General features: G+C 67.6%; 27 protein-coding genes. 15 read left to right on the forward strand and 12 right to left on the reverse strand.

Annotated features, from left to right (window positions below; translation table 11 throughout):
- The first annotated feature begins 124 nt into the window (after positions 1-124).
- The 3 genes from EGM71_RS02255 to EGM71_RS02265 are packed head-to-tail and all read left to right on the forward strand — an operon-like array spanning position 125 to position 2,520.
- Positions 125-1,384 carry a sensor histidine kinase gene (locus tag EGM71_RS02255; RefSeq protein WP_188487531.1) on the forward strand — a complete coding sequence of 420 codons (1,260 nt, stop codon included), beginning with the start codon at positions 125-127 and terminating at the stop codon, positions 1,382-1,384.
- A complete protein-coding gene (locus EGM71_RS02260) occupies positions 1,374-2,144 on the forward strand; it encodes a LytR/AlgR family response regulator transcription factor (protein ID WP_188487533.1) in 771 nt (256 codons plus the stop codon). Before EGM71_RS02255 ends, EGM71_RS02260 begins: the two co-directional genes overlap by 11 nt.
- A 31-nt stretch (positions 2,145-2,175) precedes the next feature.
- Complete coding sequence (locus tag EGM71_RS02265; protein ID WP_188487539.1) at positions 2,176-2,520, forward strand: hypothetical protein; 345 nt, start codon at positions 2,176-2,178, stop codon at positions 2,518-2,520.
- Between the two features lie 39 nt (positions 2,521-2,559).
- Here EGM71_RS02265 and EGM71_RS02270 read toward each other — a convergent pair whose 3' ends face one another.
- Entirely contained in the window at positions 2,560-3,174 is a 615-nt protein-coding gene (locus EGM71_RS02270) for a hypothetical protein (protein WP_014035825.1), read from the reverse strand.
- A 309-nt stretch (positions 3,175-3,483) separates the two neighbouring features.
- On the opposite strand from EGM71_RS02270, the gene EGM71_RS02275 reads away from it, so the two are divergent.
- Positions 3,484-4,413 (forward strand): oxygenase MpaB family protein, encoded by a 930-nt coding sequence (locus EGM71_RS02275; RefSeq protein WP_188487541.1) that lies wholly within the window; start codon positions 3,484-3,486, stop codon positions 4,411-4,413.
- Positions 4,414-4,563: 150 nt separating this feature from the next.
- Here the strand turns inward: EGM71_RS02275 and EGM71_RS02280 are convergent, their stop codons facing one another.
- The gene (locus EGM71_RS02280; RefSeq protein WP_188487544.1) at positions 4,564-6,675 is read right to left on the reverse strand and encodes a M13 family metallopeptidase; all 2,112 of its coding nucleotides are present in this window, start codon (positions 6,673-6,675) and stop codon (positions 4,564-4,566) included.
- A gap of 176 nt (positions 6,676-6,851) precedes the next feature.
- Here EGM71_RS02280 and EGM71_RS02285 point away from each other — a divergent pair, with 176 nt between their 5' ends.
- On the forward strand, positions 6,852-9,914 hold the full coding sequence (locus EGM71_RS02285) for a bifunctional diguanylate cyclase/phosphodiesterase (protein WP_188487545.1): 3,063 nt from the start codon (positions 6,852-6,854) through the stop codon (positions 9,912-9,914).
- Positions 9,915-10,009: 95 nt separating this feature from the next.
- Here the strand turns inward: EGM71_RS02285 and EGM71_RS02290 are convergent, their stop codons facing one another.
- Complete coding sequence (locus EGM71_RS02290) at positions 10,010-10,891, reverse strand: LysR family transcriptional regulator (protein WP_188487547.1); 882 nt, start codon at positions 10,889-10,891, stop codon at positions 10,010-10,012.
- Between the two features lie 96 nt (positions 10,892-10,987).
- Between EGM71_RS02290 and EGM71_RS02295 the strand changes: the two genes are divergently transcribed.
- The 3 genes from EGM71_RS02295 (at position 10,988) to EGM71_RS02305 (ending at position 13,985) form a co-directional block, all read left to right on the forward strand.
- On the forward strand, positions 10,988-11,398 hold the full coding sequence (locus EGM71_RS02295; protein WP_188487549.1) for a DoxX family protein: 411 nt from the start codon (positions 10,988-10,990) through the stop codon (positions 11,396-11,398).
- A 31-nt stretch (positions 11,399-11,429) separates the two neighbouring features.
- On the forward strand, positions 11,430-12,218 hold the full coding sequence (locus EGM71_RS02300; RefSeq protein WP_099560191.1) for a dioxygenase family protein: 789 nt from the start codon (positions 11,430-11,432) through the stop codon (positions 12,216-12,218).
- A gap of 117 nt (positions 12,219-12,335) precedes the next feature.
- A complete protein-coding gene (locus tag EGM71_RS02305) occupies positions 12,336-13,985 on the forward strand; it encodes a Na+/H+ antiporter (protein ID WP_014035832.1) in 1,650 nt (549 codons plus the stop codon).
- Between the two features lie 81 nt (positions 13,986-14,066).
- Here the strand turns inward: EGM71_RS02305 and EGM71_RS02310 are convergent, their stop codons facing one another.
- Positions 14,067-14,315: a DUF3297 family protein gene (locus EGM71_RS02310; RefSeq protein WP_012509930.1), complete on the reverse strand. Its 249-nt coding sequence runs from the start codon at positions 14,313-14,315 to the stop codon at positions 14,067-14,069.
- Positions 14,316-14,405: 90 nt separating this feature from the next.
- On the opposite strand from EGM71_RS02310, the gene EGM71_RS02315 reads away from it, so the two are divergent.
- A complete protein-coding gene (locus tag EGM71_RS02315) occupies positions 14,406-14,948 on the forward strand; it encodes a DUF6630 family protein (RefSeq protein WP_108767594.1) in 543 nt (180 codons plus the stop codon).
- Positions 14,949-15,004: 56 nt separating this feature from the next.
- Here the strand turns inward: EGM71_RS02315 and EGM71_RS02320 are convergent, their stop codons facing one another.
- The 5 genes from EGM71_RS02320 to msrB all read right to left on the reverse strand — a co-directional run bounded on the left by EGM71_RS02320 (position 15,005) and on the right by msrB (position 18,279).
- A complete protein-coding gene (locus EGM71_RS02320; RefSeq protein ID WP_188487551.1) occupies positions 15,005-15,280 on the reverse strand; it encodes a DUF4031 domain-containing protein in 276 nt (91 codons plus the stop codon).
- 13 nt (positions 15,281-15,293) lie between these two features.
- Entirely contained in the window at positions 15,294-15,782 is a 489-nt protein-coding gene (locus EGM71_RS02325) for a hypothetical protein (RefSeq protein ID WP_188487553.1), read from the reverse strand.
- A gap of 141 nt (positions 15,783-15,923) precedes the next feature.
- Positions 15,924-16,862: a flagellar motor protein MotB gene (gene motB / locus EGM71_RS02330; RefSeq protein ID WP_188487555.1), complete on the reverse strand. Its 939-nt coding sequence runs from the start codon at positions 16,860-16,862 to the stop codon at positions 15,924-15,926.
- Between the two features lie 3 nt (positions 16,863-16,865).
- Positions 16,866-17,720, reverse strand: a complete 855-nt coding sequence (motA, locus tag EGM71_RS02335; protein ID WP_008264562.1) for a flagellar motor stator protein MotA — start codon at positions 17,718-17,720, stop codon at positions 16,866-16,868.
- A gap of 91 nt (positions 17,721-17,811) precedes the next feature.
- Positions 17,812-18,279, reverse strand: coding sequence for a peptide-methionine (R)-S-oxide reductase MsrB (gene msrB, locus EGM71_RS02340; protein WP_100439762.1), 468 nt, complete (start codon positions 18,277-18,279; stop codon positions 17,812-17,814).
- 140 nt (positions 18,280-18,419) lie between these two features.
- On the opposite strand from msrB, the gene EGM71_RS02345 reads away from it, so the two are divergent.
- Together EGM71_RS02345 and EGM71_RS02350 are read left to right on the forward strand one after the other, a co-directional pair.
- The gene (locus EGM71_RS02345) at positions 18,420-18,794 is read left to right on the forward strand and encodes a classical arabinogalactan protein 4 (RefSeq protein WP_188487557.1); all 375 of its coding nucleotides are present in this window, start codon (positions 18,420-18,422) and stop codon (positions 18,792-18,794) included.
- A gap of 144 nt (positions 18,795-18,938) precedes the next feature.
- Positions 18,939-19,136, forward strand: coding sequence for a lana protein (locus tag EGM71_RS02350; protein WP_430544072.1), 198 nt, complete (start codon positions 18,939-18,941; stop codon positions 19,134-19,136).
- Positions 19,137-19,193: 57 nt separating this feature from the next.
- Here the strand turns inward: EGM71_RS02350 and EGM71_RS02355 are convergent, their stop codons facing one another.
- Complete coding sequence (locus EGM71_RS02355; protein WP_004140558.1) at positions 19,194-19,673, reverse strand: Lrp/AsnC ligand binding domain-containing protein; 480 nt, start codon at positions 19,671-19,673, stop codon at positions 19,194-19,196.
- 149 nt (positions 19,674-19,822) lie between these two features.
- Here EGM71_RS02355 and EGM71_RS02360 point away from each other — a divergent pair, with 149 nt between their 5' ends.
- Together EGM71_RS02360 and alr are read left to right on the forward strand one after the other, a co-directional pair.
- Entirely contained in the window at positions 19,823-21,127 is a 1,305-nt protein-coding gene (locus EGM71_RS02360) for a D-amino acid dehydrogenase (protein WP_188487561.1), read from the forward strand.
- Positions 21,106-22,176, forward strand: coding sequence for an alanine racemase (alr, locus tag EGM71_RS02365; RefSeq protein ID WP_188487563.1), 1,071 nt, complete (start codon positions 21,106-21,108; stop codon positions 22,174-22,176). The genes EGM71_RS02360 and alr overlap by 22 nt, the downstream gene beginning before the upstream one ends.
- A gap of 283 nt (positions 22,177-22,459) precedes the next feature.
- Here the strand turns inward: alr and EGM71_RS02370 are convergent, their stop codons facing one another.
- Positions 22,460-23,026 carry a DUF3016 domain-containing protein gene (locus EGM71_RS02370; protein ID WP_188487565.1) on the reverse strand — a complete coding sequence of 189 codons (567 nt, stop codon included), beginning with the start codon at positions 23,024-23,026 and terminating at the stop codon, positions 22,460-22,462.
- A 244-nt stretch (positions 23,027-23,270) separates the two neighbouring features.
- On the opposite strand from EGM71_RS02370, the gene EGM71_RS02375 reads away from it, so the two are divergent.
- A complete protein-coding gene (locus EGM71_RS02375; protein ID WP_188487567.1) occupies positions 23,271-25,259 on the forward strand; it encodes a hybrid sensor histidine kinase/response regulator in 1,989 nt (662 codons plus the stop codon).
- Positions 25,260-25,302: 43 nt separating this feature from the next.
- Positions 25,303-25,593 carry a DUF3247 family protein gene (locus EGM71_RS02380; protein ID WP_188487569.1) on the forward strand — a complete coding sequence of 97 codons (291 nt, stop codon included), beginning with the start codon at positions 25,303-25,305 and terminating at the stop codon, positions 25,591-25,593.
- Positions 25,594-25,753: 160 nt separating this feature from the next.
- Here EGM71_RS02380 and EGM71_RS02385 read toward each other — a convergent pair whose 3' ends face one another.
- Complete coding sequence (locus tag EGM71_RS02385) at positions 25,754-26,017, reverse strand: hypothetical protein (protein ID WP_005407925.1); 264 nt, start codon at positions 26,015-26,017, stop codon at positions 25,754-25,756.
- Positions 26,018-26,149 lie beyond the last annotated feature (132 nt).

Genomic DNA, 26,149 nt, shown 5'->3' on the forward strand with positions numbered 1-26,149 from the left:
AGGCGCGTTCCCGGCGTTTCCATAACGGCTTCCATCCCTACTTTCCCGGCCTTCGTCGCAGCCCGCTTGCTTGCCCGGCGGGCCGCCCTATGCTCGGCTCACCCCCTTCCTCCAAGGCGCCGCCGTGTTCGCCAGCCTCTCTCTCCTGATCCGCCACCTGCTGGCCTGGGCCGCCGCGCTGGTTGTCGCCGGCATGGTCTGGAGCGGCATCTTCAGCGGCATGAACGATGGCCCGGGCTGGGTCTTCGGCCTGCTGGCGATGTTCCTGATGATCTCCGCGCTGGGCAGTGTGATCACCCATGTACGCCGGGTGTGGTTGGTCGCGGGCCGCCTGGATGCAACTACGTTGTCCGGCCGCCAACGCCGGCAGGTGGAACTGCCGATGGATGCCGGCCACGCCTTCTCGGTGGTGGAAGCGGCCATCGCTGAACTGCCGCGCGTCGAAGACGTGGAAAGTTCGGCCGGCAGCCTGCAGGTGCGGGCCTACGTGCGCCGGGTGGATGCCTGGAATGGCCGCCAGCCGTCGCGCTGGAACCTGCCCGCGCGATTGGCGATCAAGCGCAACAGTGTGCTGGCCACCGTCACGCCAGGGCAGGGCACAAGCACCGTCACCCTGCTGTTCGAACCCGATGCCGGCTGGTGGGCCGACTTGCTGGCGCTGGACGAGGGCAGCAACTTCGAGAACGCTGAAGCGGTCACCCGTGCCATCAGCCGCCGTGTCGCCGACCAGCGCCGCGACGAACAGGCCGCAGCCGAACAGACCCAGGTGGAAAAGGAACTGTCGGTGGCACGCTTGAGTCTGCTGCATGCGCAGGTGGAACCGCACTTCCTCTACAACACGCTGGCCAACGCACAGGTGCTGACCCGCACCGATCCGGCGCGTGCCGAGCAGATGCTCGGCCACCTCATCCAGTACCTGCGCAGTTCGTTGCCGCAGGTGGACGAATCGGTGTCGACGCTGGGCGTGGAGCTGGAACGCACCCGCGCCTATCTGGAGATCCTGCGCATCCGCATGGGCGCACGGCTGGCGGTGGAAGTGCAGGTACCCAACGAACTGCATGGGGTGCACCTGCCGGCGATGGCACTGCAGACGCTGGTGGAAAACGCGATCAAGCACGGCCTGGAACCCAAGCCCGGCGGTGGCACGATCTGGATCCTGGCGCGGGCCTTCGATGACCACGTGACCGTAACCGTGGCCGACGATGGGCTCGGCTTCGGCCAGGGCACCAGCGGCACCGGCATCGGCCTGAAAAACCTGCGCGAGCGCCTGCGCCTGACCTGCGGTGAGCAGGCCGGCGTGGCGATCGTCGCCAACTTCCCCAGCGGCGTGGCCGCGACCATGACCCTGCCGCAGTCGCACAAGGAGCGCAGCCATGCCGCTTGAAGCCCTGATCGCCGAAGACGAGGAACTGCTGCGGCAGTCACTGGTGGAGCAGCTGGGCCGGCTGTGGCCGGACCTCAAACTGGTGGCCGAGTGCGAGGACGGTGCCAGCGCGCTGGAGCAGCTGGCCGAGACGCAGCCGGACATCGCCTTCCTCGATATCCGCATGCCCGGCATCAGCGGCATCGAGGTCGCGCGCTCGCTGTCCGACCTGAGCCCGCGCACCCAGGTGGTGTTCGTCACCGCCTACGACCAGTACGCCATCGACGCGTTCGAGCAGGGCGCGATGGACTACCTGTTGAAGCCGGTCAGCGACGAGCGCCTGCTGGCCACCCGCGAGCGCATCCTGTCGCGGCTGCCATCGACGCGCCAGGACGATGCCGTGCTGGAGCGCCTGCTGCAGCGGCTGGGCCCGTCGCAGGGTGCAGCGGAGCGCCCACCACTGGCCTGGATCACCGCCAGCAACGGCCGCGAGACGCAGCTGATCATGCTGGAAGACGTGGCCTACTTCCGTGCCGACAACAAGTACACCACCGTGGTCACCGCCGCTGGCGAAAGCCTGCTGCGCACACCGTTGCGCGAGCTGCTGGAAGTGCTCGATCCGCAGCACTTCCGCCAGATCCATCGTTCGACCATCGTCAACATGAAGGCAGTGGCGGCGGTGAGCCGCGACGACACCGGGCGTGGCGTGCTGCGCCTGCGCGGGCGCACGGAAACGCTGGTGGTCAGCCAGCCGTTCATGAGCCTGTTCCGCGGCATGTAGCCGCAGCATCCCCTTGCACCGAGGAATGAACATGCCCCGTCTGCTGATTGCGTGCGTTGTCGTGCTGGCGCTGGCCGGCTGCGAAAAATCCCGCAACACCTCGATCACCCGCACCCAGGCCAACGGCGTGGATACGCTGTACAGCAAGGGTACCGTCGTCGATGGCGAGGCACGCTTCCAGTGCATCGCCAGCAGTAGCGGCGCCTGCCACTACCTGGTACTTGATCCAACCTGCAGCCCCGATGCCGCGTGCGCCACACCGCCGCTGCGCCGGTTCGCGGTTGCGGCCGGCAAGACCGAGGCCATGCGTGGCCTGCCCGACGGCTTCCGCCAGTGCGTCAGCCAGGACCCGATAGAACAATGCCACCGTGAGTGATCACGGTGGCATTGTGGGTCCCCCCGCTTCCCCGAAGGGTCAGTAGGCAGGTTGCAGCGTCAGGTCGTGATGGTGCTCGGTCTCGCCCACATGGTTGAGGCGACCGACCAGTTCGGAGTGCTGCTTCATCCGCCCGATCTCGGTCATGATGCGGATGTCCTCGTGGCGCAGTTCGCGCTTGGCGGTGACCGCCTGCTTGTAGTCCAGCACTTCCGGGTAGTGCTCGGCCAGGTCCAGTGCCTCGGCGACATGCTCGACGCTGTCAGCCTTGGAGCTGATGCGGGCGCGGCTGTTGAAGGCCTTCATCCAGCGCTCGAAACCAGCGGTGCGATCGAACATGTTGGCCATGAACCAGATCACGAACAGGATCGAGATCCACGAGCCGAACACCACGACCACGCGGGTGAAGGTGATGTGGTAATCGTCGCGCCACAGGTAGTTGGTGATCAGGCCGAGGATCAGCAGCGAAGCCGCCTGCCAGCCGACGATCGAGGCGATCAGCCACTGGCACTTGGCCTGGGCCAGCACAGCCACTTCATCGCGGATCTGCTGCTCGCTGAGGCTGCGCCAGTGCGCGACCTGTTTTTCGAACGGGCTGCTGTAGAGCTCGTTGTCGCGAAGCAGTAGTCCCAAACCCTTGAACAAAGCAATCATGGCTGGCTCCTTGTGGAACGTGCGTCGATCAGCGTTGGACGGTGTGGCGGGTTCAGTTCTAGCACTTCCAGCGAGCCGTGCAATGGGCGGAATGCCAAGCGGCGTAAGGGTTTTGTCTGAATGGGTGAATCCTGTTGCGTCGCAACATTGCGGTCGCAGCCTGCGACAGGATGTCGCAGGGTGAAACGTGCTGCGGCCGCACATGAAACCGTGGCTGAGTGCGGAGACTCGCCGCCGCCGCCGTGATCGCCCAGAATCGGGGGCGACCGCGCAACCTGCGGCCGTTCTTCCGCCTTTCCTGGATCTGTGATGCCGGCTCTGCTGCAGCGACTCTCCCGCCCCGTCACCGCGCCGATCCGGCGCTGGGTACTGGAGGCCTTTCCACGTGGCCAAAGCGGCATCGATTACGACCATCCGCAGGGCGACCCGGGCTGGTTCGGCCCGGACAGCGTCACCTGGCGGCTGCACGCCGAATTCCCCTCGATGCTGGCCGGTGGCCTGTGTGCGCTGATGCTGCAGACCCTGCACCCGCGCGCGCTGGCCGGGGTCTACGACCACTCCAATTTCCGCCAGGACCTGGTGGGTCGCCTGCGCCGCACCACGGCCTTCGTTGCCGGCACCAGCTATGCGCCCAGCGGCGAGGTGGAGGCCCTGGTGGCCAAGGTGCGCCGCATCCATGCGCAGATCCGCGGGCAGACCGGGCAGGGCGAGCCCTACGCAGCCGACGATCCGCAGCTGCTGACCTGGGTGCATGTGACCGAGGCCTTCGGTTTCCTGCAGGGCTTCCGCCGTTACGGGCGCGAGGTGCCGGAGCACATCGCCGATCGCTACTACGACGAATACCGCTGCGTGGCCGAGGCACTGGGCGCGGTGGATGTGCCGCGCAGCGAAGCGGAAGTGGCGGCGTACTTCTGCGCCCGGCAGCCTGAGCTGCGCGTCGACGAACGCTCACGCGAGGTGCTGGAGGTGTTGTCCGGGGTGCGCCTGCCGGTACCGGTGCCGGGGCTGTCGCGCGAAGTGTTCCTCGGCGCCGGTGCGGCGCTGCTGCCGGACTGGGCCGAAGGCATGCTTGAACGCAATGCACGCCAGCGTGCGCAGGCTGCAGCGTCGGCGAAGCTGATGCAGGGCATGGCGCCGCTGTTCCGCCGAGCGCTGCCCGATGGCCTGGCCAGCCGCGCCTGCGCGCGCATGGGCGTGCCGGTGGCAGTGTTGCGCGAGTGGCCCACCATTCCCAGGTAGGTGCCAACCTTGGTTGGCACGCGTTGCGCGATGAAGCTCCATCCACGCATGGCGTGGATCTACTGACAGCATGGTTTTGGTGGGTGCCAACCAAGGTTGGCAGCTATCGGGAAATGAAACGGGCGCCTTGCGGCGCCCGTTCGGGTTACATCACCACACCTTGACCCGCTTGTCCGGGGCCAGGTACAGCTTCTGGCCTTCCTTCACTTCGAACGCCGGGTACCAGGCGTCGATGTTGCGCACGGTCAGTGCGCGGAACTGGCCCGGTGCATGCACATCGGTCAGCAGCGAGTTGCGCAGTGCCTGCTCGCGGCTCTTGCTGCGCCACGCCTGGGCGAAGCCGAGGAAGAAGCGCTGGTCCGGGGTGAAGCCTTCCAGGGTCTGGCCCGGCTTGCCCTGCAGCGACAGCTGGTAGGCATCGTAGGCGGTACCCAGGCCAGCCACGTCGGCGATGTTCTCGCCCAGGGTCAGCTTGCCGTTCACGTGCACGCCGGGGAACGGCTCGTAGCTGCTGAACTGCGCGGCCAGCGCATCACCGGCAGCGTTGAACTGCTTCAGGTCCTCGGCGGTCCACCAGTTGTGCAGCTTGCCGGTTTCGTCGAACAGCGCGCCGGCATTGTCGAAGCCGTGGCTGATCTCGTGGCCGATCACTGCGCCGATGGCGCCGTAGTTCACTGCGTCGTCGGCAGCACCGTCGAAGAACGGCGGCTGCAGGATCGCGGCCGGGAACACCAGGCGGTTCTCCAGCGGCACGTTCATCGCATTGATGGTCTGCGGCAGCATCGCCCACTCGCTGTGGTCGACCGGCTTGCCCAGCTTGGCGATGTTGCGCTGGTACTCGAACAGCTCGGCGCGCTGTGCATTGCCCAGCGGGTCATCACGGCGGATTTCAAGGCCGGTGTAGTCACGCCACTTCTCCGGATAGCCCATGCCCACGGTCAGGCCGGTGACCTTGGCCTTGGCATGCGCCTTGGTCTGCGGCGACATCCACGACAGCGCGTCGATGCGCTTGGCGAAGGCGGCGATGATGTTCTTCGCCATCTCGTCCGCGCGTTCCTTGGTCCTGGCGTCGAAGTGCTTCTCGACATAGCGCTTGCCGATGGCTTCGCCGACGGCATGGTTGGCATCGTCCACCGCGCGCTTCCAGCGGTCGCTCTGCTGCGGCGTGCCGCTCAGTGCGGTGCCATGGAAGGCGAAGCGTGCATCGGCGAACTTCTTCGGCAGGTAAGCGGCGGCACGGTCCAGTGCGTGGAAGGCCAGGTAGTCCTTCCAGGCGTCCAGCGGCTCGGTGGCGACCAGCTTGGACAGGCCGGCTACGGCCTTGGGCTGCCACACGATGAAGTCCTGCTGGTTGCCCAGCGCGGCCGCATCGAGGAAGGCGTTCCAGTCCATGCCCGGTGCCTTGGCATTGAAGTCGGCCTGGGTCCAGGGGTTGGCACCCTTGGTCACGTCGTTGGTTTCTTCCTGGGTGGCATGCGCCTGCGCGATCTTGGTCTCCAGCGCGAGGATGCGCTGCGCCTTGCCGGCCGGGTCGGCGACGCCGGCCAACTGCAGCATCTGCGCGATGTAGGCCTGGTACTGCTTGCGCAGCTCGGCCATGCGGCCATCGCCCAGGTAGAAATCACGGTCGGGCATGCCCAGGCCGCCCTGCACCAGGTACGGCGCGGTGCGGTCCGGCTGCAGCATGTCCACCGACACCCACAGGCCGAACAGGCGGTCGGTGTAGAAGTTGGTGGCGTTGAGCAGATCGACGTCGGCGCGCACGTCGCCGCCGAGGGCGCGGGCCAGCCCGGCCTTGTCGGCGATCGCATCGATGGCCTTCAGCTGCGGCTGCACCGGCGCGAGACCGTGCTGCTCGATGCCGGCTTCGTCCATGTAGGCGGCATAGTAGTCGCCGATCAGCTTGTCGTCACCGCTGGCCTGGGTGTTGCCGGCCGCCCCTTCCAGGATGGCGCGGGTGTCGGCCAGCGTCTTCTCGGCAATGACATTGAAGCTGCCGAAGCGCGAGCGGTCGGCCGGAATCTCGGTGTTCTTCACCCAGGTGCCGTTGGCGAAGCCGAAGAAGTCATCGCCGGCAGCGATGCTGCGGTCCATGCCGCTGGCATCGAAGCCGAAACTGCCCAGCATCGGCTTGGCCGCAGCAGGGGCGGCATCGGCCGGCGCGGTGGTACCGGCGGCCGGGTCGGCCGGGCGGTCACAGGCGGCCAGGGACAGGCTGGCAACAATGGCCAGCGCCAGGATGGGACGGCGCAGCTTGGACATGGACTTCTCTTGCAGCGGAAAACCCCAAGTCTAATCCGCTCCGCTGCCACTGGCCGCCCCCAGACGGGGCCCGCCCTGTGCAGGATCTGGCTGAACGCGCAGACGCGATCTTCACGCCGTCACCGGGGTGGTGCATGCTGGACCCTGGAGCCCTGCGTGGACACGGGGAGGTGGCCATGCAGGACGGGGTCAGGCGTCAAGAATGGCGTCCGCCGGCCGTTGAGGTCGGGGACGTGGAGGATTCGTTCGCGCATGAAGCCAGCCGACTGCACAAGGAAGATCAACCGATGCCCGCGCTGAAACGGGCGTTGGCCCGGCCGCTGCGCGCCATCACCTGGGGCGGCGTGCTGCTGGGCGTACTGCTGGTGACCGGCCTGACCCTCATGCTGGTCAACGACCACCACCGCCGTCTGGAAGCGGCGCAGCGGCAGAGCCGGGCGCTGGCGGTGGGCAGCGAGCGCCTGCTGGCGCTGGAGCTGCGCAACCTGGAGCGGGCCATGACCGGCATCGCTGCCGACGCCGCCGAGGTGTTCCGCAGCGTGCCGGCGCAGGCGCCGGCCTTGCTGGATGCCTCCATCGGCGGCGTGCTGCGGCGGCATGCCGAGCTGCACAGCATCGTGGTGCTCGACAGCTATGGCCGAGCGCTGACGGCCGGCAAAGGTGACCTGAACCTGCCGCTGTGGACCGATCCGCAGCGTCGTGGCCTGGGCAGTGCGCTGTACATCGGTCCGCCGCAGCGGGCCAGCGATGGCGGCTGGGTGGTCCCACTGGCGCTGCCGATGGCCGGTGAACGCTGGCTGCTGGCGCGGCTGCGCTGTGGCGAACTGCAACGCATCGTCGGCGGCCTCGATGTCGGCCCCAACGGCCTGGTTTCGATCAGTGATGCCGAGGGCTACATGCTGGCCCGCGTACCCGATCCACACGGCACGGTCGGCCGCCGCTACGACCTGCCGCATCGCGACCTGCTCGGCAAACAGGCGGTGGTCGAGCTGGGCAGCCTGCCGGGTGCGGTCGACGGCGTGCCGCGCATCATCACCATCAGCACGCTGGAGCGCAGCCCGCTGGCGGTGCAGGTTGGCCTGGCCGACGAGGACGTGCTCGCGCCCTGGTGGCCGTACCTGCAGGCGTCGGTGGCGATCGTACTGGCCTATATCGCGGTGTTGCTGGTGCTGCTGTACGCCGTGCGCCGCAGCACCCGCAGCCAGCAGGCGATGGCCGAGGAACTGAAGACGGGCCACGCCGAGCTGCGTCTTGCGCACCAGGTCGGTCGTGTCTGCACCTGGTACGTGGATGAGGACGCCGCACTGCTGCGCTGGTCGCCGCTGGCGCGCGAGATCTTTGGTGTGCAGACCGATGCGTTGCCGGTCGCCGATTTCTTTGCGCGGGTGCATCGCGATGATGCCGCGCGCCTGCAGCAGGCCTTTGACCAGGCCTTCGCCGGCGGCGCTGTGCTCGACCAGGTGTTCCGCCTGGTGCTGCCCGGGGGCGAGGTGCGCTGGGTGGGCGCGCGCGGGCAGCGGGTGGAAGTGGCCGACAGCGAGCGGCGCATGATCGGTGCGCTGACCGACCTGAGCGAGCGCTACCAGGCACGCGAGCAGGTGAGCGAGGTGGAACGCCGCTTCCGCCTGCTGTTCGACCGGAATCCGGCGCCGTTCTGGGTGTTCGACCCGGATACGCTGCGCTTCATCGAGGTCAACGATGCCGCGGTGCGCCAGTACGGCTACAGCCGCGACGAGTTCCTGGCGATGAGCATCCTCGACATCCGTCCGCGCGAAGGCTGGGATGAGGTAAAGGGTGCGATCGCCAAGGCCCGCGTCGGCGAGCTGCAGGACGCCACCGTGCGCCTGCATCGGCGCAAGGATGGCAGCGTGTTCGAAGTGCGCGCTCACCTGTCCAGGCTCGATTTCGACGGCCAGCCCGCCTGCCTGGTGCTGGCCGAGGATGTCAGCGAACGGCTGGCCTACGAGCGTGACCTGGCCTACCAGGCACGGCACAACCCGGCCACCGGCCTGCTCAATGTGCGCGCCCTGACCGAGCAGCTGGACGAGCAGGACGAGGGCTACACCATCGCCTTCGTGCAGCTGCGCGGCCTGCAGCTGGTGGCCGATACGCTGGGCCGCGAGATCGGCGATGCGGTGCTGCAGTCGATGGCGACCCGGCTCGGTGGCCTGGGCGCGCGCTGTGGCACGCTGGCGTTCCAGCCGGCGGAGGACTTCGTGTTCGCCATCGGTGCCGAGCACGATACCCAGCGCGTGCTGGACGACCTGCTGCAGATCGTGTCGGCGCCGATGCGTGGCAAGGATTCACTGCACCAGTTCGAGCCGCGTATCGGTGTGGCCGTGCACATCGCCGGTGACGGCCACAGTGCCGAGCAGGTGATCGGCATGGCCGCGCAGGCCGCGCACGCGGCACGCGCCGAAGGCAACGTGGTGGTCTGGTTCGATGCGGCGGTGACCACGCGGCTGGCCGACCGGCTGCGCCTGGCCGGACGCATCCATGCCGCCATCGACAACGAATTCCAGCTGTACTTCCAGCCGATCCGGCATGCCAGCGATGGCAGCCCGGCGGCACTGGAAGCACTGCTGCGCTGGCCGCAGGCCGACGGCAGTTTCATCCCGCCCAACGAGTTCATCCAGCTGTGCGAGGAAACCGGGCTGATCCTGGCGCTGGGCCGCTGGGTGATCCGCGCGGCGGCGAAGGCACAGCGCCGGCTGGTCGAGGCCGGTTGGGGCGAGCTGCCGATCGCGGTCAACGTGTCTGCCGTGCAGTTCTTCAACAGCGACCTGGTGGCCGAATTCACCCGTGCGCAGCAGGACTTTGGCCTGGCCCGCGGTGCGCTGCACGTGGAGCTGACCGAGAGCAGCCTGATGCGCAAGCCGGCGCAGGCGATGCAGACCATGCAGCGCCTGCACGAGCAGGGCATCAGTGTGTCGCTGGATGATTTCGGCACCGGCTATTCCAGCATGTCCTACCTGCAGCACCTGCCGCTGGACATCCTGAAGATCGACCGCAGCTTCGTCGCCGACGTGGAAACCAATCCACGCAATGCCTCGATCTGCCGCGCGCTGTTGTCGCTGGGCCACAGCATGGGCCTGACCATCATCGCCGAGGGCGTGGAAACGCCGGGGCAGCTGGACTGGCTGGCTGCGCACGGTTGCGACCAGGTGCAGGGCTATCTGTTGGGGCGGCCTGCGCCGCTTGAACAGATCATCGACGCGCTGGATGAAGTGGCCGCCTAAGTGGTAGTGCCGGCCGCTGGCCGGCATTCGCCCAGGACCGGGATGTGTCTGATTGCCGGCCAGCGGCCGGCACTACCGGCAAGCGCCAGACTCGGCTACACCCCGGCCTCCACCAGGTGGTCGATGAAACTGCGCACCTTCGGTGCCAGGTGGCTGCGGCTGGTATAGACCGCGAAGATGCCGATCGGCGAGGCCTCCCATTCCGGCAGCACGCGCACCAGGCGACCATCGGCCAGCGCGTCTTCCAGCAGGAAATCCGGCTGCAGGATCACGCCCATGCCGGCGATCGCCGCTTCACGCAGCACGTCGCCGTTGTTGGCGTGCAGCAGGCTGCTCACCGCCACCTTCACGTCACCGCCGGGCCCCTGCAGCGGCCAATGGTCGCCCGCGGCCCAGTAGCTGTAGCTCAGGCACGCATGATCCTGCAGGTCCTGCGGCGCCTGTGGCGTACCGCGTGCAGCCAGGTAGGCCGGCGCGGCGCACAGGCTCACCCGCGATTCGCCCAGGCGGCGGGCGATCAGGGTAGGGCCCGGCTCGCGGGTGATGCGGATGGCCACGTCGTAGCCTTCCTCGACCATGTCCACCAGGCGGTCGGACAGGGCCAGGTCCAGTTCGACCTGCGGGAAGCGTTCGCGGTAGCTGGCCAGCAGCGGGCCGAGACGGGCGATGCCCCAGCTGACCGGTGCGTTGATGCGCAGCGTGCCGGAGGGCTCCAGCGCCTGCGCACCGATGCTGGCCTCCAGCGCGTCGAACTCGGCCAGCAGGCGCACGCATTGGGCGTAGTAGGCGGCGCCGGTGCTGGTGGGGCTGACCCGCCGCGTGGTGCGGTGGAGCAGGCGGGTGGACAGGCGCTTTTCCAGCGCGGCGACCTGGCGGGTGACGCCTGCCGTGGACATGTCCAGGGCCTGGGCGGCGGCGCTGAAGCCATTGCGCTCGACCACCGCCACGAACACGCGCATCGCCTCGAGGGTATCCATTGTTGCGCCTTTTGAAATAAATACGGTCAATCGATCGTATTTATCGTTCCGTGAAGGCGCAATAACCTGTACCCACTCCCTTCAAGGTGCTTTGCCATGCACACCACGACCGCTCCTGTTTCGCCGCTGGCCCCGTACGGCGCCACCCTGCTGCGCCTGGCCCTGGGCGTGCTGTTCCTGGTCCATGCGCTGACCAAGCTGCTGGTATTCACCCCGGCCGGTACGGCGGCGTTCTTCGAGTCTCTGGGCCTGCCCGGTGTGCTCGGCTACCTCACCATCGGCGTCGAGCTGGTGATCACCGTCGCGCTGCTGCTGGGTATTTACGCGCGCTGGGTGGGCCTGGTCGGCGTGCCGCTGCTGCTGGGCACCATCGTCACCGTGCACGGCGCCAACGGCTTCGGTTTCGCCAATGCCGGCGGCGGCTGGGAATACCCGGCGTTCTGGGCGCTGGCGCTGGTGGTGCTGTTCCTGGTCGGCGACGGCAAGTGGACCGTGCGTTCGCGCTGATCGCCGCCTGATCCTGCAACTGGAGAATTCCATGTCCCGCCTGCCTTCGCTGTACATCTCCCATGGTTCGCCGATGACCGCCCTGCATCCGGGCCAGGTCGGTGTGCGCCTGGCCGAGCTGGCGCGCGACCTGCCGACGCCGCGTGCCATCGTGATGGCCTCGGCGCATTGGCTGGGCCGGCAACCGCTGGTCGGCGCGCATCCGCAGCCGCCCACCATCCACGACTTCGGTGGCTTCCCGCGCGCGCTGTTCGAACTGCAGTACCCGGCGCCGGGTGATCCGGCGCTGGCCGAAGAGGTGGCCGGCCGCATCGCCGCCGCCGGCCTGCCGGTGGCACTCGACCCGCAGCGTGGCCTCGACCATGGCGCGTGGGTGCCGCTGCGGCTGCTGCGCCCGCAGGCCGACATCCCGGTGGTACCGCTGTCGATCCAGCCGCTGCTCGGCCCCGAGCACCAGTTCGCGCTGGGCCGCGCGCTGGCGCCGCTGCGCGAGCAGGGCGTGCTGCTGGTCGGCTCGGGCAGCATCACCCACAACCTGCACGACTGGGGCGACTACCAGGACGGCAAGGAAGCGCCGTACGTGCGGCCCTTCATCGAGTGGGTGGAGCAGCGCCTGGCCGCCGACGACCGCCAGGCCTTGCTCGATTACCGCCGGCAGGCGCCGTTCGCCGAACGCGCGCACCCGACCGATGAGCACCTGCTGCCGCTGTTCTTCGCGATGGGCGCGGCCGGCGAGGGCGGTTTCGGTGCACGCCGCATCGACGCCGGCATCGATGCCGGCTTCCTCGCCATGGATCTGTACCGCTTCGACGGGGCATGAGCCGGGGCTGACGCGCGGCGGCCCCGGCCGTCGCGGTCATGGCCGCATGTGGTAGTTTTTTCCGGGTTTCCGGCGCTGGCCCTCGAGCCTCCCCGCGCGCCGCTTCCTGGAAGAAGCATGCATACCATTGAAGTCGTCCTGGCGATGCTGGTGGCCGTTGTCGCCAGCGGCTACCTGGTTCGCGTCCTCCCGTTCTCGTTGCCGCTGCCGCTGGTGCAGATCGGGCTGGGCGCGGTGATCGCCGGGGTGTTCAACCGCGGCCATGCGCTGGAGCCGGAGGTGTTCTTCCTGCTGTTCCTGCCACCGTTGCTGTTCCTGGATGGCTGGCGCATCCCCAAGCAGGGCCTGTTCCGCGACAAGGGCGCGATCCTCGAACTGGCGTTCGGCCTGGTGGTGTTCACCGTGATCGGTGCCGGCCTGCTGATCCACTGGATGATTCCGGTGATGCCGTTGGCGGTGTGCTTCGCGCTGGCGGCCATCGTCTCGCCGACCGACCCGGTGGCGGTCGGGGCGATCGCCTCCAAGGCACCGATCCCGAAGCGGCTGATGCACATCCTGGAAGGCGAGTCGCTGCTCAACGATGCGTCCGGCCTGGTCTGCTTCCGTTTCGCGGTGGCGGCGGTGATGACCGGCTCCTTCTCGCTGGCCACGGCCTCGCTGACCTTCCTGTGGGTGGCGGTGGCCGGCCTTGCCGTGGGCGTGGCGGTCACCCTGGGCGTATCCACGTTCCAGCGCTGGTTGTGGCGCCGCTTCGGCGAGGAGCCGGGTGCGGCGATGCTGGTCAACCTGCTGATCCCGTTCGCGGCCTATCTGCTGGCCGAAGAAATCCATGCCTCGGGCATCCTCGCCGCCGTGGCGGCCGGTATCGCGATGAGCTATGTGGAGCTGACCGGCCGTGTCTCGGGCAGCATGCGCGTGCAGCGTGCGGGGGTCTGGAACATGCTGCAGTTCAGCTTCAACGGCATCATGTTCGTGCTGCTGGGCGAGCAGCTGCCGGGCATCGTAGAACGCGCCACCACCACCATGAACGAGTCCGGCCACCAGAGTGCGTGGTGGCTGGTGGTGTACGTGGTGGTGATCAACCTGGCGTTGATTACATTGCGCCTGTTGTGGGTATGGCTGTCGCTGCGCTGGAACCTGCTGCGCGCGCGTCGGCGTGGCCTGGAGCGGGGCGAGGCACCGAACTGGCGCATCGTGGTGGCGACTTCGGTGGCCGGCGTGCGCGGCGCGATCACCCTGGCCGGTGTGTTGACCCTGCCGCTGTTCCTGCCCGATGGCAGCGCGTTCCCGGCACGCGACCTGGTGATCTTCCTGGCGGCGGCGGTGATCCTGTTCTCGCTGATCGGCGCCAGCGTGGCGCTGCCGCAGCTGCTGAAAGGCCTGCAGCTGCCTGCCGATTCGGGCGAGCGCAAGGAAGAGGACCTGGCACGCAAGCTGTCCTCCAAGGCTGCGCTGGCCGGGGTCGAACGCATGCGCCAGCAGCTGGTGATGAACCAGAACACCGAGAACGTGCAGCTGTACAACGACGCCGCCTCGCGGGTGAGCCTGCTGTACCAGCGGCACCTGGAGAAGGACAACGACGGGCCCGACGTGGACCCGGAGAAGGTGCGGCGCATGGAACTGGGTTACCGCCAGCTGCGCAGCGCCGGCCTCAATGCCGAGCGCGAGGAGCTGTTCCGGTTGACCCGGCGCGGGGTGATCTCCGATGAGATCTCGCGGCGCCTGATCCGCAACCTGGACCTGCTGGAATCGCGCAAGCGCGAATGACGCTGTGGTCGGGTACCGTTGATCGGGATCAGATCCCTTTCCGCAGGAAAGGGATCTGACCCCAGGATCCGGGAGCCGTGCTTATTCCGGCTTCGTTTCCAGGAAGTACGCCTCGACCTTGCCCTTGACCTTGATGGTCATCGGGTTGCCGCGGCGGTCACGGGCCTTGCCGGCCTGCACGCGGATCCAGCCTTCGCTGACCGAGTATTCCTCGACGTTGTCGCGCTCGACATCGTTGAAACGCACGCCGACGCCGCGCTCCAGCGCCTGCGCATCATGGAAGGGGCTGGCCGGGTTGATCGCCAGGTGGTCGGGAGGGGTATCGCTCATCGCTTCATTCACAGTGACGGCCACCAAGGCCGGCTTCAGCGGCACAGGATAAACCGTAGAATGCCGGCCTGCCCCAGAGGAAGTTCCGCCATGCCCGACAACAGCGACTATTTCGACTTCGAGGAAGACGCCCACGATTTCGACGAGGACGATTTCGAGGCGCGGGTCTGGAACCTGCTGGTGCTGATCAACCCGGGCGACGAAGAGCTGGCCCTGCAGCAGTTCAACCGCTGGCGCGAGCACTTGGCCGAGGACGGGCAGCCGCTGGAGGCGGACAGTGACTGGGTGCCGGCGCTGTTCACGGCCATTGCCTGGCAGTCCGGCTTCGAGGTCGAGCGCGATGACCTGGAATCGCTGCAGTCGGCGGTGAACGAGCTGTCGGCGCGCTTCAACCTGCAGCTGGATTGGGGCGGCGACCTGGATGACGAGGATTTCGCCGCCGACCTGGATGGCGTGCAGCTGATGTCCACTGCCTTCGACCGCCTGCGCGAGCACAACTACACGCTGTGGAGCGTCGACGCGGGGAGTGATGGCTTTACCGGCTGGATGGCGCTGACCCGCGACGACGATGCGCTGCTGGCACTGTGTTCGCTGCTGAACCTGGAAGTGCGGCTGGGCAGCGACCCGTTCTGAGCAGGGCAGGTGGGTAGCCCCAGTCACCACAGCAAGCGGTAGCCCCCAACGCCTGCCTATGGCTGGTATTGCGCCCTGGCGTTGGCGATCACGGCTTTGACCAGCTCGCGGTCGGTGTGCCGGGAAATCGCCCGCGCACCGAGTGCGATCGCCTGCCCGCGCAGCTCGGCCGTGACATCGTAGTGGGCGCCGCTGGCCTTGTTCTGGAAGGCCCGCGGGGGGATGCCGAGCTGCGCCGCCATCGCGTGCAGCTCGGCCAGGGTGTCGGCCATCAGGTGCGCCCAGCGCTGTCCGCGCCAGGGATGCACCGCGTCATCGACGTAGACCGCCACCGCCGCAGCCGGTTCAGGCCTGCGGCTTGCTGTCGCTGTCAGCGGCCGGGGTGGCCTCGGCAGCGGCGTCTTCGGCCACCTCGGCCTCGGCGGCTTCGCCTTCCTCGCCCTCTTCGGCGTCGACGCCTTCGAACTCGGCGACCAGCTTGTCCAGGTACTCGTCAGCGGTCTGGCCAGCGTCGGCAGCCAGGGTGTCCAGCAGCTTCTGCAGCAGCTCGGAGTATTCCAGGTTGACCTTGCGGCCTTCCTTCTCCTGGACGTTGGCCAGGTGCTTGAGCATGGCCAGCATCGGCACCGGGTTCTCGGCGTTGCCCATGGTCTGGCCGCCGATGGCCAGCAGCCACTCACGGCCCTGCAGGCCGATGGCCGCGACCACCTGGCCGTCTTCGCTGGTCAGCACGGCATGGTTCTGCACCTGCTGCTGGGCGTTCAGGCGGAGGAACGGGCGCTTGCCCTGCTGCTTCTTGCGCTTGTCGCGCTTGGCCTTGGAGGACTGGGACATGGGGTGGGTCACCTGAAAACGGAAAGACCGCCATTGTAGCGGGTGCTGCAGCGTGCGCTCGCCGGGCATGGCCTTGGTGGGTGCGGACCTTGGTCCGCACGCTCTGTGCCCGATGTGCGGACCAAGGTCCGCACCCACCGTTTACTTTGCCGGCCCTTGCGCGGCCTGCACGTCCGGGTCGGCGCTGGGCGCCGACAGCCCCACCTGCGGCCCGGCGCCGGCCAGAGCCGCAGCTTCGGCGGCCTGGGTCATCACCACGATGCTGATGCGGCGGTTGATCGGGTTCTGCGGGTCGGCCTTGTCGAACAGCACCGACGAAGACAGGCCGACCACGCGGGTGATCTTGCTGTCCTCCAGGCCGCCGTCCACCAGCGCGCGGCGTGCGGCGTTGGCACGATCGGCGCTCAGTTCCCAGTTGCCGTAGCCGCGCGCAGCCGAATAGGCGGTGATGTCGGTGTGGCCGGTCAGGCTGATCCGGTTCGGCACATGGTTCAGGTAGTTGGCCAGCTCGTGCAGGATCTGCTGCGTATAGGGCTTCAGCGTGGCGCTGCCGAGGTCGAACATCGGCCGGTTCTGCTTGTCCACGATCTGGATGCGCAGGCCTTCCGGGGTCAGGTCCAGCAGCAGCTGGTCCTTGAACGGCTCCAGTGCCTGGCTCTTGCTGATCGCTTCCTGCAGTTCCTTCATCAGCGCTTCCAGCTGCTGCTTGTCGCGCTGCTGCTGGTCCACCGGCTGCGGCACCGCTTCCTTCTGGTTCTGGAAGGGATCGTTGCTGCTGCCCCGCGAAATATCGGTGGCACCGCCCAGCTTGATCATCGAGGTGCTGGCGCCGCCCGGGCCGGCCATGCCGGGTGCCGGCGTGGCGTTCTGCCCGCTCAGCGGGCTGGGGTTGCGGAAGTACTCGGAAATGGCCGCACGGTCGTTCTTGTTGGTGGTGGCCATCAGCCACAGCACCAGGAAGAACGCCATCATCGCGGTCACGAAGTCGGCATAGGCCACCTTCCACGAGCCGCCATGATGGGCGGCGTGGCCGGCCTTCTTGACCCGGCGGACGATGACGGTGGGCTTGGTCTCGGCCATGGCTTACTTGACCGTCTTCAGGTGCTGCTCGAAATCGGAGAAGGCCGGGCGCACGTTCGACGGCAGCGTCTTGCGGGCGAACTCCAGCGCGATCTTCGGGTTGTAGCCGCGCAGGCAGGCCAGCAGGGCGGTCTTGACCGATTCGTAGATGCGGCTGTCCTGCTCGGCGCGGGCCTCCATCGCGGCCGCCATCGGGCCGACGAAGCCGTAGCCCAGCAGAATGCCGAGGAAGGTACCGACCAGCGCGCCGGCCACGTGGCCACCGACCTCGACGATGTCGCCGCCGATCGAGCCCATGGTGATGACGATGCCGAGCACCGCCGCGACGATGCCGAAACCGGGCAGTCCGTCGGCGACCTTGGTCAGCACCTGTGACGGCGCCATGGCCTCGGCATGGTGCTTTTCCAGCTCCAGTTCCAGCAGCGGCTCCAGCTCATGCGGCTCGATGTTGCTGCCGATCATCAGGCGCAGGCAGTCAGTGATGAAGTCGATCAGGTGGTGGTCGGCCTGCACCTTGGGGTAGTTGCCGAACAGCGCGCTCTCGGCCGGGCGCTCGACATGGTCTTCCAGCGCCATGAAACCTTCGCGGCGGGCCTTGTTGAGCAGTTCATAGAGCAGGCTGAGGACATCGATGTAGTCCTGCTGCTTGTAACGCGGGCCCTTGAACACGCCCACCATGGCCTGCAGGGTCTGCTTGACCGTCTTGGCCGGGGTACCGACCAGGAACGCGCCCAGTGCTGCACCGCCGATGATGACCAGTTCGTAGGGCTGCCAGAGGGCACCCAGGCGTCCGTGGGCCCCGAGGTAGCCCCCGAGCACGCTGATGATGACGACCAGGAATCCAACGATGATGAGCATGGGGCGACGCAAGGAGAGGGGATATCTCCTTGTCGGCCCGTCGCCCGGTTTTCTGAAGAGGGAATTCTGTGAAATCGGTCAGCGGGGTGTTTCAGCCCGCCACGCCGCTTTCTGCGCCGCCACGCCGCAACGGGTCGGGCCAGGGCTCGCCATTGCCGGTGAACGAAAGTGAGACGGAGTTCAGGCAGTGGCGCTCGTAGGTGGGCGGAGGACCGTCCGGGAACACGTGGCCGAGGTGGCTGCCGCAGCGCGCGCAGGTGATCTCGGTGCGCACCATGCCATGGCTGGTATCGCGGATCTCGCGCACGTGCGCCGGGTCGAACGGGGCAAAGAAGCTGGGCCAGCCGGTGCCGGAATCGAACTTGGTGCTGGAGCGGAACAGCGGCAGCGCACACAGCCGGCAGCAGTAGACACCCTCGCGCTTGTTGTCCAGGAATACGCCGCAGAACGGCGCCTCGGTGCCGTGCTGCAGCAGCACGCGGCGCTCCTCGCTGCTGAGGCCGGCGATCAGCGCCTCGGTCTGGGTGGCAGTGGGGGGCGTCAGGTCGAAGGCAGTCATGCCGGCTCTCCGTGGGGTCGATGGCCTGGGGATGCCGGAAAACGTGGGGGTGCCGGCGCCCGCTTGCAAGTGTGATGGCCGTTCATGGGCGGCACACAGGTGCAGGCGCAAGGTGAATGCGATCCACGCCGGAGCGTGCCATGAAACCGACCCTTCCCCTGCTGTTGTTGGCCCTGTTGCCTGCGTTGGCGACGGCCCAGGTTCCCACCGCCGACCCGACCGCCACGCGCAGTGCGACCACCGTGGCACCGCCACCGGTGGCGCCACCGCCGCAAGCGGCCCGCCCGCAGCCGCAGGTGCTGCCGTCGCCGCAGCCGGCGCAGCCGATCAGGTCCACCGGTCCTGCCCAGGTCGCGCCGGCGTCGGTACCGAAGCCGGCCGACAAGGTCTATGACCGCAATGGCCGCATCGTGCCTGGCGTGCGCCCGGCCGGCCCGAACCGCGTGTTCGATTCACGCACCGGCCGCTATTACGACAGCGTGCCGGCCGGCGACGGCCAGCAGATCAAGCGCTGACCTCGGGTGCCAGGCAAGGTTGGCAGCGACTGCGCGCCGTGCGGGCTGAACGCACGAAAACGGCTTCCTGCCAATCACTGCTTTTTCGCCTGCGATTAACCGTTCCGGGACCACCGTGGCCCTGCGCCGGCATCCCGCCGCCGCATGTCCTTCGTCCACTGGATCGCGATCATGAAAAACCAGCAGAACCGTCATCCCGGCAAGGAACCGCAGGGCCGCAACCCGCAGCAACAACAGCAGCAACAACAGCAGCAACAACAGCAGCAGATGGAGCCGCAGCAGCCGCACAAGGGCGGCAAGCAGCAGGAACAGCGCTCGCAGAAGCATCCGCAGCAGCGCTGAGACGGACTCCGGGTCAGAGCCCGCGTTGCGGGCTCTGACCCCAACCGTTTGCCGGTCTCAATCCGGAATCGGCAGGCTCAGCGTCTCCTTCACCTCTTCCATCACGATGTAGCTCTTCGACTCACGTACGTGCGGCAGTGTCAGCAACGTGCTGCCGAGCAGCTTGCGATAGGAGGCCATTTCACTGATCCGCGCCTTCAGCAGGTAATCGAAGTCGCCCGACACCAGGTGGCACTCCAGTACGTTGGGCAGCTTCAGCGCCGCGCGCCGGAACTCCTCGAAGATGTCACCGGACTTGTAGGCCAGGCTGATCTCCACGAATACCAGCAGGCTGGCCTTCACCGCAGCCGGGTCGAGGTGGGCGTGGTAGCCGGTGATCACCGCTTCGCGCTCCAGCCGGCGCACGCGCTCGGTGCACGGCGTGGTCGACAGGCCGACCCGCTCACCCAGTTCGGTGAAGGAAATGCGGCCCTCGGCCTGCAGGATGCGCAGGATCTTGCGGTCGATCTTGTCCAGTTCGCGGGTACGGGTGGCCATGGCCGTCAACCTTGGGGAATGAATTGCAGGAGAACATCCTGCCGGTTGATTTCAAATCAGGCAAATCAACTGGTATTGGCTGTCTATACTTCCCCAATTATGGTCCCGGCACGCTCCAGTGCAGGGAATGATCGGGTTGGAGAAGTCCCATGCGAGTCCTAGTTCTCGGCAGCGGCGTGATCGGCACCACCAGTGCCTGGTACCTGCGACAGGCCGGGTTTGAAGTCACGGTCATCGACCGCCAACCCGGCCCGGCGCTGGAGACCAGCTTCGCCAATGCCGGCCAGCTGTCGTTCGGCTACACCTCGCCCTGGGCCGCCCCGGGCGTGCCGAAGAAGGCCATCGGCTGGCTGTTCGAGAAGCACGCGCCGCTGGCGATCAAGCCGGGCATGGACCTGGCCCAGTACCGCTGGCTGTGGCAGATGCTGCGCAACTGCACCCACGAGCGCTACGCGATCAACAAGGCGCGCATGGTGCGCATGTCCGAGTACAGCCGCGACTGCCTGAACGAGCTGCGCGCGCAGTTCGGCATCGAGTTCGAAGGCCGCGACCTCGGCACCACCCAGCTGTTCCGCACCCAGCAGCAGCTGGATGCCTCGGCGCAGGACATCGAGATCCTGGCCCAGTACGGCGTGCCGTACGAGGTGCTGGACCGCGCCGGCATCATCCAGGCCGAACCGGCCCTGGCCCATGTCGATGGCCTGGTCGGCGCGCTGCGCCTGCCGCGTGACCAGACCGGCGACTGCCAGCTGTTCACCCGCCGCCTGGCACAGATGTGCGTGGATGCCGGCGTCGAATTCCGCTTCGACCAGGACATCACCGGCCTGGAGTTCGATGGCGACCGCATCACCGGCGTGCGCATCGACGGCAAGCTGGAAACCGCCGACCGATTCGTCGTCGCGCTCGGCAGCTATTCGCCGGCGCTGGTCGCACCGCTGGGCATGCGCCTGCCGGTGTACCCGCTGAAGGGCTACTCGCTGACCCTGCCGATCACCGACCCGGCGATGGCGCCGACCTCGACCATCCTCGATGAGAGCTACAAGGTGGCGGTGACCCGCTTCGACGACCGCATCCGTGTCGGTGGCATGGCCGAAGTGGCCGGCTTCGACCTGTCGCTGTCGCAGCGCCGCCGCGAGACCCTGGAACTGGTGGTCAGCGACCTTTATCCGAAGGGCGGTGACCTGTCGCGCGCGCAGTTCTGGACCGGCCTGCGCCCGGCCACGCCGGACGGTACGCCGGTGATCGGCGCCACGCCGTTCCGCAACCTGTACCTCAACACCGGCCACGGCACCCTGGGCTGGACCATGGCCTGCGGCTCGGGCCGCTACCTGGCCGACCTGATGAGCGCGCGCCAGCCGCAGATCAGCACCGAAGGCCTGGATATTTTCCGCTACGGCCAGTACGGTCACGCCCCGCAACATGAGAACCGCACATGCGTCCTGCCCGCGCGCTGATCGATCTGGGCGCCCTGCGCAGCAACTACCGGCTCGCCCGTGAACTGGGCGGTGGCAAGGCCCTGGCGATCATCAAGGCCGATGCCTATGGGCATGGCGCGGTGCGCTGTGCGCAGGCGCTGGAAGGCGAGGCTGATGGTTTCGGCGTGGCCACCATCGAAGAGGCCCTGGAGCTGCGCCAGGCCGGTATCCGTGCGCCGATCCTGCTGCTGGAAGGCATCTTCGAGCCCAGTGACATGGCGCTGGTGGCCGAACACGATTTCTGGTTCGCCGTAGGTTCGCCGTGGCAGCTGGAAGCGCTGGTCGCGTTCGACAGCCCGCGCCCGCTGACGGTGTGGCTGAAACTGGACAGCGGCATGCATCGCCTCGGCCTGGACGTGGACAGCTTCCGCGCGGCGCATGCACGTCTGTCGGCGCTGCCGCAGGTCGAGCGCATCGTGCTGATGACCCACCTGGCGCGCGCCGACGAGCTGGACAGCGAACGCACCCACGAGCAGGCCGCGACCTTCGCGCGGGCCATCGACGGCCTGGACGGCGAGACCAGCGTGTGCAATTCGCCGGCGCTGCTGGGTTGGCCGGATGTACGCAGCGACTGGGTACGCCCGGGCCTGATGCTGTACGGCGCCAACCCGCTGCCGGACAACACTGCCTTGACCGAGCGCCTGCGCCCGGTGATGACGATGCAGTCCAGGGTGATCGCCGAGCGCTGGATCGAAGCCGGCGAACCGGTGGGCTATGGCGCCCGCTTCGTGGCCAAGGCGCGCACCCGCGTGGGCGTGGTCGCGCTCGGCTATGCCGACGGTTATCCGCAGTTCGCTCCGAATGGCACCCCGGTGCTGATCGACGGCCAGCCCGGCGCACTGATCGGGCGCGTGTCGATGGACATGTTGACGGTGGACCTGACCGCGCATGCGCAGGCCGGCATCGGCAGCGTGGTGGAACTCTGGGGTTCGGCGCCGACACTGTCGGAACTGGCGCCGCGCTGTGGCGTGAGTGCCTACCAGCTGCCGTGCGCGGTCAAGCGCGTGGCGCGCGTGTACCAGGATTGACGTAACGCTGGCCGTGCATGGCTCTGGTAGCGGCCGACCTTGGTCGGCGCTGTGAATGCGTGTCGACCACAGGGTCGACACCTACCGATGGGGCCTGGTCGCCACGCATGGCTCTGGTAGCGGCCGACCTTGGTCGGCGCTGTGAATGTGTGCCGACCAAGGTCGACACCTACCGGTAGGGATTGGTCGGCGTGCACGGCTCTGGTAGCGGCCGACCTTGGTCGGCGCTTTGGATGCGTGTCGACCAAGGTCGACACCTACCGGTAGGGCGTCCTGCCCGGGATCATCGTGCTGCGGTGGCCTGCGCTGTCAGCTGCCGCTTCACCCAGTCGTCGATCAGGCGCTTCTCGTAGCGCAGCGGGTCGCTGTCGCTCTTCAGCCCCAGGTTGTGCAGGTAGCCGGTATCGCTGAGCTTGGCTTCGCCCTCATCGACGATGCGGCCGTTGGCGTCCTTCAGCGTGTACTGCAGGGTGATCCGCGGCGGATAGATGTCGCGCATGATCCGGATGTCACTGCCGCGCGGGCCGTGCCAGGGCTCGTAGTCGCCGGCGCGCTTGATGTCGACCAGCGTCACGTCCAGGGTCTGCCCGGGCTGCAGCGGCTTGGCCGCCGTGGTCTGCACGTAGCTGGCCAGCTGCTGCACCCAGTTGCCGCGTTCGGCCTCGAAGCGGTTGGTGCTCTGGCGGATTTCGGTGAATTTGGCCGGATCGTCCCACTTCACGCTGACCGGGCCATTGGCCTGCAGTGCACGCGGCGCATCCGGATCGGCGACGGCGCGCGGCGCGGCGTTCGCGCTGCCCGCCATGAGGGCGCCTGCCAGCAGCAGGGCAGTGGCCAATGAGCGGTTCATGACGGTCTCCTGCGCCCCTTCGATGGGGGCGATGCGGTTTACAGATCGAGTGTGATCCCGCTTTCCCGTCGCCGCAACGGCCGATTGCGACATCCGCAAGAGTGGTTGCCGCCAATTCATCGTCGTCAACCGTGACTGACGGCGCTTGACGCTGTGAATACGCCCTTTGGAAGATGCTGTGCCTCCAACCTGGCCTGCACAGACGCCCTTGTCCACACTGCCGCCCCTCGTGGAGCGCCCACCGATGATGGTGCCGGCGCCCGAACCCGACCTGCATCATGGCGTGCTTGAGCGCATCAACGCCGGTTTCTGCGTGATCCAGGTGCTGTTCGAGGGCGACCGTGCGGTCGACTATCGTTTCATCGAGGTCAACGACGCCTTCGAGCGCCACACCGGCCTGAAGGACGCGCGCGGCCAGCGCATGAGCCTGCTGGAGCCGCACCACGAGGAAGACTGGTTCCGCATCTACGGCGAGGTCGCACGCAGCGGTCGCCCCGCCCAGTTCGAGATGGAAGCGCGCGCGCTGGGCCGCTCGTTCGCGGTTGACGCGGTGCGCGTGGGCCGGCCGGGCGAGGACAAGGTCGGCATCCTGTTCTTCGACATCACCGCGCGCAAGCAGATGGAAGTGGAGTTGGGCGAGAGCGAAGCCCGCTTCAGCGCGCTGGCCGATGGCCTGCCGATGCCGGTGTGGGTGCTCGACGAGCGCGGCCACGCCCGTTTCGTCAACAGCGCCTTCAGCGAGTTCTTTGGTGGCGATGAGACACGCGTGCCGGAAGATGTCTGGCGCGGCCTGGTGCATCCGGACGACGCGTCAGTATTCGAGTACGAACTGCAGGAAGCGCTGAAGGCGCAGCGCTCGATGCATGCGCTGGTGCGTGCGCGCCGCGCTGATGGCCAGTGGCGCTGGCTGGAGATGAACGCCCGCCCGCGCTTCTCGCGCATGGGGCGCTTCATCGGCTTGGCCGGCAGCAGCCCGGACGTGACCGAACGCCGCGAGATCGAGCTGGCCCGCGAGGAACTGCTGCAGTCCGAGCGGGCCGCGCGCAGTGCGGCGGAAAACATGGCGCGGCTCAAGGATGAGTTCCTGGCCACGCTGTCGCATGAGCTGCGTACGCCGTTGACCACCATTCTCGGCTGGAGTGAGCTGCTGCTGCAGCGCGTGGACAACACCAGCCCGCTGTACAAGGGCCTGAACGTGATCGCCAACAGCGCCGGTGCGCAGAAGCGGTTGATCTCGGACATGCTCGACCTCAGCAGCATGCTGCTGGGCAAGGTGCAGCTGGAGGTGGAAGTGCTCGACCTGCGCACGGTGCTGGGTGAGGCGATCGGCGCGCAGGAACTGGTGGCCGAAGGCAAGGCACTGGACGTGCACCTGCAGCTGCCCGAACACCCCAGCCTGGTGCTGGGCGATGCCACGCGCCTGCAGCAGGTGTTCTGGAACCTGCTGTCGAACGCGATCAAGTTCACCCCGGCGGAAGGCCGCATCGACCTGCAGCTGCGGAGCGACGGCAACCACTGGGAGATCACCGTGCGCGATACCGGTGATGGCATCGCGCCCGAATTCCTCAATCACCTGTTCAGCCGCTTCCGCCAGGCCGACGGCACCACCACCCGCCGCCATGGCGGCCTGGGCCTGGGTCTGGCGATCGTGCAGCAGCTGGTCGAACTGCATGGCGGCACTGTCGCCGCGGCCAGCGAGGGCCACGGCCATGGCGCTACGTTCACCGTGCGCCTGCCGCAGCACATTCCCGATGCCGAACGGCGGCCGCTGCGCGAAGTGATCAGCGGGCCGATCCTGGAGCCGGTGATCGTCGAGCCGTATCCGCTGCGCGGCATGCACGTGCTGGCGGTGGAAGACCAGCCGGAAGTGCTGGAGTACCTGCGGCGCATGCTGGAAGAGCAGGGTGCCAGCGTGTCTGCGGCCAGTTCGGCCGGCGAGGCGCTGGCGTTGCTGGCCGACACCGGCCACCTGCAGTACCACGTGATGCTGACCGACATCGGCATGCCGGGCATGGATGGTTATGGGCTGGTGCGCACGCTGCGCGAGGACATGGGCGTGGATGCCATGACCCTGCCCGCGGTCGCGGTGACCGCGCTGGCGCGTGCCGATGACCGGCGTCGTGCGCTGGCGTCGGGCTTCCAGGAGCACGTGGCCAAGCCGTATTCGGTGGCGCAGCTGGTGGCTGCGGTGCGCAAGGTGCAGGTACCCCGCGCGGACAGCGCGCTGCACTGAGCATTCACGGTCGATCGGCGACCCTGCATGCAGGAGGTCGCCGATGCCCCGCATAGCTCCCCGCATCCATACCGATCCGGCGCAGATTGCGCGCCTGGAAGCCCTGCTGCCGCAGCTGGAAGGCGAAACGCAGGTGGAACTGACCCTGCACGATGGTCGCCGCTTGCTCGGCACCGTCGCGGTGAAACCGACGGTGCAGCAGTACCGCAACGAGGCCGGCGACGAAGGCAGCAACGGCCAGCTGCGGCTGGATGACTACGACACGCCGGTGCAGCAGCACCACGTGTGGCTGGACGAGATCGCCAGCATCCGCAGGTTGCCGCCCAGGGTCTGACGGCAACCCGCCAACCCCATCCACGCATGGCGTGGATCTACTGGAAAGGGCCACGCATGGATGTGCGTGACCTCGTCATCGGCCAGGCCTCATGCCATCCACGCATGGCGTGGATTTTCCAGAGGTTGCAGTAGAGCCACGCCATGCGTGGCTGATGCGCTCAATGCTCGAACAACGTCGGCGTCGCCTCGAACCGGCGCGCGTAGGCGCGTTCTTCAGCGACCCGGGCCACCTCGTCATCGGCCAGGTCCGGCGCGCCGTACACCGCATAGGCCACGCTGCCGTCGGCGCCATGGCCGACTTGGTGCAGCCGGTAGCGCGAGTGGCCGCCGCCGGTGTCCTCGGGGTAATGCACGGGCGGATGGCTGCCTTCCAGGTCCATTTCACTGTTGTCGACCACGCCACCGACGAACAAGGCTCGCATGCAGGTTCTCCTGGGTTTCCGGGGGAGCCTCTACCCTGAACGTTCCAATGTTGCTGGCGGATCAAGGCCCCGTTCGGGTTTCGCAAAGCGGCCTGCGGGGGCCGGCCCGGCCAAGCCGGTACAATGGACGGC

The organism is Stenotrophomonas maltophilia, assembly GCF_006970445.1.
GTDB lineage: Bacteria > Pseudomonadota > Gammaproteobacteria > Xanthomonadales > Xanthomonadaceae > Stenotrophomonas > Stenotrophomonas maltophilia_AU.